The 11,283-nt window shown below is 70.2% G+C and carries 8 protein-coding genes; 6 read left to right on the top strand and 2 right to left on the bottom strand.

The window, feature by feature from the left end; genetic code table 11:
* Both lepB and IPG61_15670 read right to left on the bottom strand, forming a co-directional pair.
* Nucleotides 1–717, bottom strand: a complete 717-nt coding sequence (gene lepB, locus IPG61_15675; protein ID MBK6735486.1) for a signal peptidase I — start codon at nt 715–717, stop codon at nt 1–3.
* 99 nt (nt 718–816) lie between these two features.
* The gene (locus IPG61_15670) at nt 817–1,704 is read right to left on the bottom strand and encodes a DMT family transporter (GenBank protein ID MBK6735485.1); all 888 of its coding nucleotides are present in this window, start codon (nt 1,702–1,704) and stop codon (nt 817–819) included.
* 165 nt (nt 1,705–1,869) lie between these two features.
* Between IPG61_15670 and IPG61_15665 the strand changes: the two genes are divergently transcribed.
* From IPG61_15665 to IPG61_15640, 6 genes are all read left to right on the top strand, one after another.
* Nucleotides 1,870–3,489, top strand: coding sequence for a TolC family protein (locus IPG61_15665; protein ID MBK6735484.1), 1,620 nt, complete (start codon nt 1,870–1,872; stop codon nt 3,487–3,489).
* Nucleotides 3,489–4,634 (top strand): efflux RND transporter periplasmic adaptor subunit, encoded by a 1,146-nt coding sequence (locus IPG61_15660; protein MBK6735483.1) that lies wholly within the window; start codon nt 3,489–3,491, stop codon nt 4,632–4,634. The genes IPG61_15665 and IPG61_15660 overlap by 1 nt, the downstream gene beginning before the upstream one ends.
* Nucleotides 4,631–7,759, top strand: a complete 3,129-nt coding sequence (locus IPG61_15655; protein ID MBK6735482.1) for an efflux RND transporter permease subunit — start codon at nt 4,631–4,633, stop codon at nt 7,757–7,759. Before IPG61_15660 ends, IPG61_15655 begins: the two co-directional genes overlap by 4 nt.
* 99 nt (nt 7,760–7,858) lie before the next feature.
* Nucleotides 7,859–9,904 (top strand): urocanate hydratase, encoded by a 2,046-nt coding sequence (locus tag IPG61_15650; GenBank protein MBK6735481.1) that lies wholly within the window; start codon nt 7,859–7,861, stop codon nt 9,902–9,904.
* Nucleotides 9,905–9,909: 5 nt separating this feature from the next.
* Complete coding sequence (gene thyX, locus IPG61_15645) at nt 9,910–10,833, top strand: FAD-dependent thymidylate synthase (protein ID MBK6735480.1); 924 nt, start codon at nt 9,910–9,912, stop codon at nt 10,831–10,833.
* Between the two features lie 182 nt (nt 10,834–11,015).
* Nucleotides 11,016–11,216: a hypothetical protein gene (locus tag IPG61_15640; GenBank protein MBK6735479.1), complete on the top strand. Its 201-nt coding sequence runs from the start codon at nt 11,016–11,018 to the stop codon at nt 11,214–11,216.
* Nucleotides 11,217–11,283 lie beyond the last annotated feature (67 nt).

The following is an 11,283-nucleotide window of genomic DNA, read 5'->3' as shown; positions in this document are numbered from 1 at the left end:
CTAGCTGACGGCGCTGAAGAACCGCGACCAGCGCGGACGGTACCGGTGCTTGATGTCCAGGGAGCTGGCCAGGCCGACCACGCGGCCACCGATATCCTCGCGCGCGACGAACCCGAACCAGCGCGAGTCGGCGCTCTGGTCGCGGTTGTCGCCGAGCAGGAAATAGTGGCCGGTCGGGACACGGAACTCGCGCACGTCGGGTCGCTGGCCGCCGCCGCTGAACGCCACCACGTGCGGATGGCCCGGCAATCCCTCGAGCGCGAAATACCAGCCGGCCGCTTCCGGCCCCACCATCCCGCGCAACGCTGCCTCGTCGGCGGCCGCGTACTCCACGTCGTTGCCGTTGACGGTCAGCCGGTTGCCGTTCATGGCGATCACGTCGCCGGGCACGCCCGCCACGCGTTTGACCAGTCGCGTGCCGTCGGCCGGGGAACTGCAGGTGACGATGTCCCCCCGCGCCGGGTCGCCGCGCTCGACCAGCCGCGTGCCGGTGAACGGCAGCTTCACGTCGTACGCCAGCTTGTCCACGACGATGCGGTCGCCCACCAGCAGCGTCGGGATCATCGAGCCCGTGGGCACGTCGTACCAGTCGGCAACGGCCGAGCGGAACGCGAGCAGGCTGGTCAGCATGAGCAGCAGGGACAGAGTGCCGCTGCGGCGGGACCAGGCCAGGAATCGACGGAGCGGTCGACGGGACGATTGACGGGACGCCGGCATGGGCTGCTTCCTTCCGGGTGGCGGAGGCTCGTGGATCGCGCCGGATCTCAGGTAGCGCGAAAGGTATTCAACCCCGGATCAGGCCCGCGGGTTCCCGTTTCAGGCAGTCGTGCGCTCGGACTGCTGCCACCACAGCCCGCCGATGATCAGGGCCAGTCCGGCAATGGTCGCCGGACGCACGGCTTCATGCAGCACGAAGTGGATGAGCACCAGCGAAAGCAGGGGCGACAGGAAAATGAGGTTGGCTACACGGGCCGCGCTCGTCGACAGGCGCAGGGCGCTCAGCCAGAGGATGAACGTGAAGCCCATCTCGAAGGCGCCCACGTAGGAGCCGGCCAGCAGCCCCGGTGCCGAGAGGTCGAATCCCGAGCGCAGCGCAACGGTCGCCAGGCACAGTGGCGCCGCTCCGGCGAAGTTCCACCACAGGCCGACCACCGGGTCCAGACGCGACCGCGCGTTCGCCAGCCAGTAGAGCGCCCACAGCACCGTACTGCCGAGGGCCAGTCCCACGCCAAGGGGGTCGGCCATGGCGAATCCCGCCGCGCTGCCGCCGGTGGCGATCAGGAAGACGCCCGCGTAGCAGACGAGGCCGGCCAGCAGCACGCGCCGGCGGGGCTTCTGGCGCAGCAGGGGAATCGCCAGCCACGACAGCGTCAGCGCCCAGGTGTAGTTGATCGGCTGCGCCACCTGCGCCGGGAGTCGGTCGTAGGCCGCGAACAGGACCAGGTAGTAGGCGAAGGGGTTGAGCGCCCCCAGCAACAGGGCCCGCGTCCGGTCGCCGTCGGCGACCCGCGCCAGGTCCCCGAGCCGTCGCTGCACGACCAGCACCGCCGTGAGGCAGAGCAGTGAGACCGCCACCGCCACGAAGAGCAGCTGGTAGGTATCCAGGTGCCGCAGGGCCAGCTTGAAGGCGGTGGCGACCGTCGACCACACGGCGACGGCCCCAAGGGCGCACCAGGTGGCCCGGCGCTGGTTCGCGGCGGACATGCGGGGCAGGCTCCCGGCTTGTTGAAAAGGGGACGACAGGACCACCATGATGGGACTTCGTGAGTTTTTCGTCCAGCGGAGGCGAATCAGAAGGATCGGGGCTAGATTGGTCCGCCGAGGCATATTCGGCGGTCACCCCTGGCCTGGTTGAGAGGATCCCGACGCATGCAAGGTTTTCCGAAGCGGCGCGGTCACGCCGCCATTCCCGTGTGGCTCGTGTTGTCGGCGGCGCTGCTGCTGGTCAAGCCGGCAATGTCGGCGACGCGAGCAGAGACGATGGCGCCCGTCGGTCCCGACAGTTCCCTGGCGGCCGTCCTCGATGCCCTGCCGGGCGAGAGGATCGACCTGGCGACCCTGCTGGCCGCTGCCGACGAGCAGGCCGTAGCTGCACGCCTGGCCGACGCCGACCTGGCCGCGGCCGAGGCGGCATTGCGCAGCGAGCGTGGCGCCTTTGACCCGGAGTTGTTCGGCAGCGCCACCTGGACCGGCAGCGACCAGCCGGCGGCCTCCCTGTTCTCCGGCGCGCCGGTGGTCAGCAACGAGACCGCCGAACTCGAGGCAGGTGCCCGCATGACGCTGCCCATCGGCACCGAGCTGTCGGCGTCGCTGTCGACGGTGCGCACCGTCACGAACTCGGCGTATGCGTCGCTCTCGCCGCAGTACGGGACCTTCGGTTCGCTGACCGTCCGGCAGCCCTTGTTGAAAGGCTTCGGGCCTGCGTCGCGCGCCGAACTGAGGGCGGCCGAGCGCATCGCCGCCGCGGCCGGTTCGCGGCGCCAATCGGCACGGCAGGCCGTGGCCGCCGAGGTCGAGGCCGAGTACTGGGAGCTCTACGCCGCCGAACGCGACCTGGCCGTCGCCACACTCATTCGCGACCGCACCCGGCTCTTCCTGGACGAGACGAAGCTTCGCGCGCGCGCCGGCCTGGTCGGCCCCAGCCAGGTGGCCAGCGCCGAGGTGTTCCTGGCCGAGCAGGAACAGCGCGTGCTCGACGCCGACGAACAGCTCGACCGCCGCTCGGACCGGCTGGCCAGCCTGGTCGGCCGTCGCCCTTCCGGTGGCCAGCCCCGGTTCCGCCCCGCCGACGAGCCGCCGGCGCGCCTGCGCGAGGTCACGCTCGACGCGCTGCTCGTGGCCGCGGCCGGGAACAACCCCGACCTGCAGGCCCTGGCTGAACAGCGCGGCGCAGCGCGGGCCCGCGCCGACGGTGCGCGCTGGGATGCCCGCCCGCGCCTGGACGTGTTCGGCGGCCTCGGCGGCTACGGCCTGTCCGGCTCGGCCCGCGACGTGGTCTTCCCCGGCTCGAACGACACGATCCGCTACGACATCGCCGACGGTTTCGGGCCCGGCTGGGCCCAGGTGCGCGACCGCGACTACCCGTGGTGGAACGCGGGCGTTGTCGTGAGCGTGCCCATCGGCGGCCGGGCCGGCAGCGGCGAGGCCGCACGCCAGCGCGCCGAAGTCGCGCGCGCCGACCACCAGATCGAAGGCGCGCGCCGGCAGCTCGACGAGCAGGTCCGCGCCCAGTATCGCGAACTGGACCGCGGGGCCCGCCGGCTCGAACTGGCCCGCGCCGGCGTCGAGGCGTCGATCCGCCAGGTCGAGATCGGCATGATCGAATACCGCAACGGGCGCAGCACGGCTTTCGAGGTGGTCCGCCTCTCGGCAGACCTCGCCGGCGCGCAGCAACGCTACTCGCAAGCCCTGGTGCGCACGGCGCGCGCCGCGGCCGCCTTGACCCAGCTGACCGGCGGTTGGTACCGCGCGGCGGCGGAACGGGAGTGATGATGACGGCACGGGACACCCGTAAGTATGTCGCCGCGCGCGCCACGGCGCGCACGACGAAAGCGACTCTGCTGGCGGCGGGCGCCGTCATCCTCGGGCTGGCGACAGCCGGCTGCGAGGAAAAGAAGGCGGCCGGCGGCTTTGCTCCTCCCCCGACGCCGGTCGAGACCGCGATCGTCGCCACCGGCGCGGTGGCCGACCGCTTCGCCACCGTAGGCACGCTCGAAGCCGACCAGCACGTCGAGGTCACCTCCGAGATCGACGGCGTGGTCAAGGCGCTGCCGTTCCCCGAGGGCGGCCACGTGGCCGCCGGGGCGCTGCTGGCCCGGCTCGACGATGTACAACTGGCCGCCGAGGCGCAGCGCGCCGAGGCCCTGCGCGACCAGGGCAAGGCCACGTTCGAGCGTGTGCGCTCGGTCGTGGACCAGGGCGCAGGCGCGCCGCAGGACCTGGACGACGCCACGGCGGCGCTCAAGGTGGCCGAGGCCAACCTGGACCTCGCGCAGGCGCGTCTCGCCAAGACGCGCGTGACGGCTCCTTTCGCCGGCAGCGTCGGCATCCGCCGCGTGAGCCCGGGCGCCTTCGTCCGCGCCGGCTCGCCGCTGACCGACCTGACCCGGCTGGATCGCCTGCGGCTCACGTTCTCGGTGCCTGAGCGGCTGCTGGGTGTCCTCGCCGTGGGTGCGCCCGTAAAGGTCGAGACGACGGCCCACCCGGGCGAAGCCCGTGACGGCGTCATCTCGGTGATCGAGCCCCAGCTTGACGAAGAGACCCGCAGCACGCGCGTTGTCGCCGTGCTGGACAACCCCGACCTGCGCCTGCGCCCCGGCATGTCGGCCACGGTCACGCTGGTGCTGGCCGAGCGCGCCCAGGCGCTGACCGTGCCCAGCCAGGCCGTGTTCGTCACCGGCGGGCAGTCGTTCGTCTACGTGGTCAAGGCCGACAGCACCGTGGCCCGTGCCGCCGTGCAGCTGGGTACGCGACTGACCGATGTTGTCGAGGTGACCGGCGGCCTGGAGAACGGACAGCAGGTCGTCACCGCCGGACACCAGAAACTCTACGACGGGGCCCGCGTGATGCCGGTTGGCGGCGGCGCACCGGGCGAGCCCGGCGCGGCCGGCGCCCAGGGCGGGAGCAGCCGATGAAGTTGAGCGAAGTTTCCATCCGGCGGCCGGTCTTCACCGTGGTGATGAGCCTGGCGGTGGTGCTGCTGGGCTACATCTCGTTCACGCGGCTGCCGGTGCGCGAGTACCCGGAGACCGACCCGCCGATCGTCTCGGTGACGACGATCTACCGCGGGGCCAGCCCCAACGTCGTCGAGACCGAAATCACGGACGTGCTCGAGGAGCAGTTCTCGACCATCGAGTCCGTGAAGACGATCACCTCGAGCAGCCGCGAGCAGGGCTCGGTCATCACGATCGAGTTCGAACTGAGCCGCGAAGTGGACGAGGCGGCCAACGACGTGCGCGACCGCGTGTCGCGCGTGCGCGGCTCGCTGCCGCGCGAAGCCGACGATCCCATCGTCGCCAAGGTCGACATCAACGCCCAGCCCATCATGTGGATCGCGCTGGGCAGCGACCGGCACTCGACGCTGGAACTCTCGGACGTGGCGGACCGCCTGCTGAAGGAGCGCATCCAGAGGCTGCCCGGCGTCGGCCAGGTCATCATCGGCGGCGAGCGGCGCTACGCCATGCGCGTGTGGCTGGACCCGATGCGGCTCGCCTCGCGCGGCCTGTCGGTGCAGGACGTCGAACGGGCCATCCGCGTCGAGAACGCGGAGATCCCCAGCGGTCGCGTCGAGGGCACGGGGCGCGAGTTCGCCGTACGTACACGCGGCGAACTGGACACTCCCGAGGGATTCGGGGCGATCATCGTGGCGCGCCGTGGCGACGACATCGTGCGCCTGGACGAGGTGGCCACGATCGAGATCGGCGCCGAGGACGAACGCACGCTGACGCGCTACAACGGCCAGCCGGCCGTCGGCCTTGGCGTCGTGAAGCAGAAGCAGGCCAGCACGCTGGACGCGGCTGACGCCGTGCGCGCCGCGCTGCCGGAACTGACGTCGCTGCTGCCCGAGGGCATGCGCCTGGACATGGCGTACGACTCCTCCACGTTCATCGCCGAGTCGGTGCACGAGGTGCGCGACACCATCCTGATCGCCATCGCGCTGGTGGTGCTGGTGGTGCTGGTGTTCCTGAAGAGCGTGCGCGCGACGATCGTGCCGGTCGTGGCCATCCCCATCTCGATCGTCGGCGCCTTCACGCTGGCGTTCGCGCTCGGGTTCACCATCAACATCCTGACGCTGCTGGCGCTGGTGCTGGCCATCGGGTTGGTGGTCGACGACGCCATCGTGGTGCTCGAGAACATCTACCGGCACCTGGAGATGGGCAAGTCGCGCCGCCAGGCGGCGATCGACGGCGTGCGCGAGATCGGCTTCGCCGTCATCGCCACCACCATCGCGCTGGTGGCCGTGTTCATCCCGGTCGCCTTCCTGACCGGCAGCGTGGGCCGGCTGTTCCGCGAGTTCGGACTGACCCTCGCCTTCGCCGTGGCGCTGTCCGCGTTCGTGGCCCTGACCCTGACTCCGATGATGTGCTCGCGCATGCTGCGCCCGCTCCATACCGACACCGGCAGCTGGGCGAGCCGCTCGTTCGACTCCTTCTTCGACGGGCTGGCCAGGCTCTACGCCCGCACGCTGGATCTGGCGTTGCGGTGGCGCGTGGCCGTCGTCCTGGCCAGTGTCGGCCTGCTCGTGGCCAGCGTGTTCCTGCTGCGGGCCCTGCCGGAGGAACTGGTGCCGGTCGAGGATCGCGGCACCGCGTTCGGCATCGTGCTGGCGCCCGAGGGCTCGACGCTGGAATACACGGACCGCTACATGCGCATGGTCGAGGCGCAGCTGCTGCCGCTGCCCGAGCGCAACGGGCTGTTCTCGGCCACGGGCCTGGGCTTCGGCGGCCCCGGCCGCGTGACCGACGGCTTCGTGTTCCTGAACTTCAAGCCGCGCGACGAGCGTGAGCGGTCGCAGCAGGAAGTGGTCGGGCAGATGTTCCCGCGCCTGCTGGGCATCCCCGGCGTGCTGGCCTTCCTGGTCAATCCGCCCAGCCTGGGCGGCGGCTTCTCCTCGTCGGACATCTCCTACGTGCTGCAGGCCGACACCTACGAGGAACTGAGCGGCGCCGTGGGCACGATGATGGCGGCGGCCTCCAAGCTGGGCTACCTGGTCAACCTGGACACCGACCTGAAGCTGAACAAGCCGGAGCTGCAGATCGCGATCGATCGCGAGCGGGCGGCCGGGCTGGGCGTTTCGGTCACCGACATCGGCTCCACGCTGGAGGCCTACCTGGGCGGACGCGTGGCCGGCGACTTCAAGCGCGGCGCCAAGCAGTACGACGTGATCCTGCAGTTGCAGGCCGCCGGGCGCGCCACGCCCGACGTGATCGAGCAGATCTACCTGCGCGGCAGCGGCGGGCAACTGGTGCAGCTGGCCAACGTCGTCAACATCAAGGAAACGGTGGCGCCCAAGGAACTGAACCATTTCAACCGCGTGCGCTCGGCCACCATCACGGCCAACCTGGCCCCGGGCACCGGCCTCGGCCAGGCCCTGACCGACCTGGACGCCATCTGGCAGGACCAGCTGCCGCGCACGATCAAGCGCGACCTGTCGGGCGGCTCACGCGAGTTCCGCGAGTCGAAGAACACGCTCTATATCATGTTCGCGCTGGCGCTCGCGTTCATCTTCCTGGTGCTGGCGGCGCAGTTCGAGAGCTTCGTCGACCCGCTGACGATCCTGCTGTCGGTGCCGCTGGCCGTGTTCGGCGCGCTGCTCTCGCTGTGGCTGTTCGACCAGTCGCTGAACATCTTCTCGCGCATCGGGCTCATCATGCTGATCGGCCTGGTGACCAAGAACGCCATCCTGATCGTCGAGTTCGCCAACCAGTTGCGGGCCCAGGGCCGCTCGGTCGTCCAGGCCGTGACAGAGGCCTCGGTCATCCGTCTGCGCCCGATCCTGATGACCTCGTTCGCGACCGTGTTCGGCATCCTGCCGATCGCGATCGGGCTGGGCGCGGGCGCCGAGTCGCGCCGGCCGCTGGGCATCGCGGTCGTCGGCGGCGTGCTCCTGTCCACATTCCTGACGCTGCTGGTGGTGCCGGTGGTCTACTCGATGCTGGCGCGGTTCACGAGCGCCGTGCGGGGCGGCGACGAGATCCATGCGGACGGCCAGGCCGGGTCCGGGGAGCCCGCGGGCGCGGAGGTCGCTACGGGCCATTGAGTTGGGTCCGGCGAACGGTGCTGTTGCCGGGGGCGGGCATGTGCTAGGTTTCCCTCAAACGGGACCTGCCCACACCGGAGGTGCGTCGTGAGCCTGGAGATGAGCGAAGCCCGCCTGGCCGATTTCCAGAGCCAGGTCAGGGCCGGAATCGGCGATCAGCTGCCCCCGCACCCGGTCGAGGACCCGGCTGTCAGCCGTGCCCCGCGGCGTCCGCTGTCCCTGGACGACCGCCAGAAGCGGTTGGCTCTCCAGAACGCCCTGCGCTACTTCCCCGAGCGGCTGCACGCCGAACTGGCGCCCGAGTTCGCGGCCGAGCTGGCCACCTGGGGCCACATCTACATGCACCGCTTCCGGCCGGCCTACGCCATGCACGCCCGGCCGCTGGACCACTACCCTGCCGTCTGCCCGCAGGCCGCGGCCATCATGCTGATGATCCAGAACAACCTGGACCCGGCGGTGGCGCAGCACCCCTACGAACTGGTGACCTACGGCGGCAACGGCGCGGTCTTCCAGAACTGGGCGCAGTACCTGCTCACGATGAAGTACCTGTCGCGGATGTCCGACGAGCAGACCCTGCCTGTCTATTCCGGACACCCGCTGGGATTGTTCCCCAGCCACCAGGACGCACCGCGTGTCGTCGTGACCAACGGCATGGTCGTGCCCAACTACTCGAGCGTCGAGGACTACCAGTCGCTGAACGCCCTGGGCGTCACGAACTACGGGCAGATGACCGCCGGCAGCTACATGTACATCGGGCCGCAGGGCATCGTCCACGGCACCACCATCGCCATCCTGGGCGCCGGCCGGCGCTACCTGCAGCTGCCTGCCGATACGCAGTCGCTGGCCGGGAAGATCTACCTCAGCAGCGGCCTGGGCGGCATGAGCGGCGCGCAGGGCAAGGCGGCGGTCATCGCCGGCTGCGTGGGCGTCATCGCCGAGATCAACCCCGCCGCCGTCGCCAAGCGCAGGGAGCAGGGTTGGGTCGACGAGGTGTTCACCGAGCTGCCCGGGCTCCTGGCCCGCGTGCGCCGTGCGCGCGACGCCGGCGAGGCCGTGGCCATCGCCTACCAGGGCAACATCGTGGACCTGTGGGAAGCGCTGGCCGACACCGACCACCTGGTCGACCTCGCCAGCGACCAGACCAGCCTGCACATCCCCTTCACCGGCGGCTACTATCCCGCCGGGCTCACGTTCGAGGAGAGCAACGCGCTGATGGCGAGCGACCCGGCCGCCTTCCGCAAGCACGTGCAGGAGTCGCTGCGGCGACAGCTGGCAGCGATCGACCGCTGCGCGGCGCGCGGCACGCGATTCTGGGACTACGGCAACGCCTTCCTGCTCGAATGCGGGCGTGCCGGGTGTGCCGTCGCGCGCGGTGACGGCGGCTTCCGCTATCCGAGCTACGTCGAGGACGTGATGGGCCCGGTCTGCTTCGACTACGGATTCGGCCCGTTCCGCTGGGTCTGCACCAGCGGCGATCCGTCCGATCTCGCGATGAGCGACCGCATCGCCGAGGAGGTCATGGAGATCATGACCGCCAAGGCGCCGCCGCAGACCAGCCAGCAGTACCGCGACAACCTGCGCTGGATCAGCCAGGCCGGTTCCAACAACCTGGTCGTGGGCTCGCAGGCGCGCATCCTCTACAGCGATGCCGAGGGCCGGCGCGCCATCGCCGCGGCATTCAACCGGGCGATCATGCGCGGCCAGATCTCCGCCCCCATCGTCATCGGGCGCGACCATCACGATGTCTCGGGCACCGACAGCCCCTATCGCGAGACAGCGAATATCCGTGACGGCTCCATGTTCTGCGCCGACATGGCCGTGCAGAACTTCCTGGGCGACGGCTGCCGCGGCGCCACCTGGGTTTCGCTGCACAACGGCGGTGGCGTCGGTTGGGGCGAAGTGATCAACGGCGGGTTCGGCCTGGTGCTCGACGGCACCGAAGCGGCCGAGCGGCGCCTGCACCAGATGCTGCACTGGGACGTGAACAACGGCGTGGCACGGCGCGCCTGGGCACGCAACGAGGGCGCCGAGTTCGCCATCCGGCGCGCCATGGACCTGGAACCGGGCCTGGCCGTGACCATGCCCGTGCACGCGGACGAGGCGCTGGTCGACCGTTCGATCAACGACGCCTTCAGGAACGGATAGCGACGATGGAGATGCAGCCCGAACAGCTGGTGCGGCCGCGGGTGGCCGCCCTCGACGAGATCCTGGGCGTCCCGTTCAGGGTGCTCGACGACGGCATGGTGCGCGTGGTCGACTACATGGGCGACGACGCCGCCATCGTGCAGGCCGCCCGCGTGAGCTACGGCGCCGGCACCAAGGCAGTCTCGGACGACCGCGGCCTGATCCGCTACCTGCTGCGGCACCGCCACACCACGCCGTTCGAGATGTGCGAGCTGAAGCTGCACGTACGCGTGCCCATGGATGCGTGGCGGCAGTGGATCCGGCACCGGATGGCTTCGGTGAACGAAACCAGTTCACGCTATTCCGTCGTGACCGATTCGGCCCAACGCACCGCCCCGGATGCGTGGCGCCTGCAGAGCGCCGACAATCGACAGGGCAGCGCCGGGTTTGCGGACACGTCGGTCGGCGAGCAGTTCTCGGCCGCCGAGCGCGAGTTCCAGGGACATGCCCGCCGCGTCTACGAGGAGCGCCTGGCGGCCGGGCTGGCCCGCGAACAGTCGCGCAAGGACCTGCCGCTGTGCACCTACACCGAAGCCTACTGGAAGATCGACCTGCACAACCTGCTGCACTTCCTGGCCCTGCGCATGGACGCGCATGCCCAGAAGGAGATCCGCGACTATGCGACGCTGATCGGGCAGCAGATCGTCGCGCGCTGGGTGCCGCTGACCTGGGAGGCGTTCGGGGACTTCCGCCTGGGCGCCACCTCGTCGTCGCGGCTCGAGCAGGCGGTGCTGGCCGCGGTCGGCGCCGGCGACCTGGAGGCCGCGCGGGCCGTGGCCCGCGAAGCCGGCTGGCTGAAGCCGGCCGGTGGCGGCGGCCTGGTCCGTAATCGCGAACGCCTGGAATGTGAACAGAAGCTGCAGGCGCTGAGCCTGTCCGTCCCCTGGTAGTGACCCCGCAATCCCCTTCGAGGAGGACCGCGATGGCCAGGAAGAAGATCGACTGGTATTACCACCGCAACGGCTGAACGAGCTGCACACGATCGCAGGGGTTCCTTGCGGATCATGGCTTCGACGTCTCCGAACAGGTCAGCGCCGGGCAGAAGCTGGGCGCCGACGATGCCCGTACCCTCGTGAAGAACGCGAAGCGATTGCTGGTCATGAAGGGCCAGAAGGTCGCCGTGTTCGACCTGACGAAGAACAAGCCCGCCGACGCCGCATTGATGGAGCTGATGCTGGGCTCGACCGGCAACCTGCGCGCGCCCGTGGTGGTCCGCGGCGGGACCGTGCTGGTCGGGTTCAACGCCGGCGTCTACGGCGACGAGCTGGACTGACGCTACCGGCGGCGGCGGATCTCCACCCGGCGCAACCCGGGACCCGTCCCGGCCGTAGAACGCCGGT

The sequence above is a fragment of the bacterium genome, assembly GCA_016703265.1.
Classification (GTDB): domain Bacteria; phylum Krumholzibacteriota; class Krumholzibacteriia; order LZORAL124-64-63; family LZORAL124-64-63; genus CAINDZ01.
Note: the sequence above shows the minus strand (reverse complement) of the source record. Positions and strands in the feature narration are given on the sequence as shown.

What these genes read in the sequence shown, in the direction of transcription:
- lepB (MBK6735486.1), bottom strand. Translation starts at nt 717, where the DNA reads ATGCCGGCGTCCCGTCAATCGTCCCGTCGACCGCTCCGTCGATTCCTG.
- IPG61_15670 (MBK6735485.1), bottom strand. Translation starts at nt 1,704, where the DNA reads ATGTCCGCCGCGAACCAGCGCCGGGCCACCTGGTGCGCCCTTGGGGCC.
- IPG61_15665 (MBK6735484.1), top strand. Translation starts at nt 1,870, where the DNA reads ATGCAAGGTTTTCCGAAGCGGCGCGGTCACGCCGCCATTCCCGTGTGG.
- IPG61_15660 (MBK6735483.1), top strand. Translation starts at nt 3,489, where the DNA reads ATGATGACGGCACGGGACACCCGTAAGTATGTCGCCGCGCGCGCCACG.
- IPG61_15655 (MBK6735482.1), top strand. Translation starts at nt 4,631, where the DNA reads ATGAAGTTGAGCGAAGTTTCCATCCGGCGGCCGGTCTTCACCGTGGTG.
- IPG61_15650 (MBK6735481.1), top strand. Translation starts at nt 7,859, where the DNA reads ATGAGCGAAGCCCGCCTGGCCGATTTCCAGAGCCAGGTCAGGGCCGGA.
- thyX (MBK6735480.1), top strand. Translation starts at nt 9,910, where the DNA reads ATGGAGATGCAGCCCGAACAGCTGGTGCGGCCGCGGGTGGCCGCCCTC.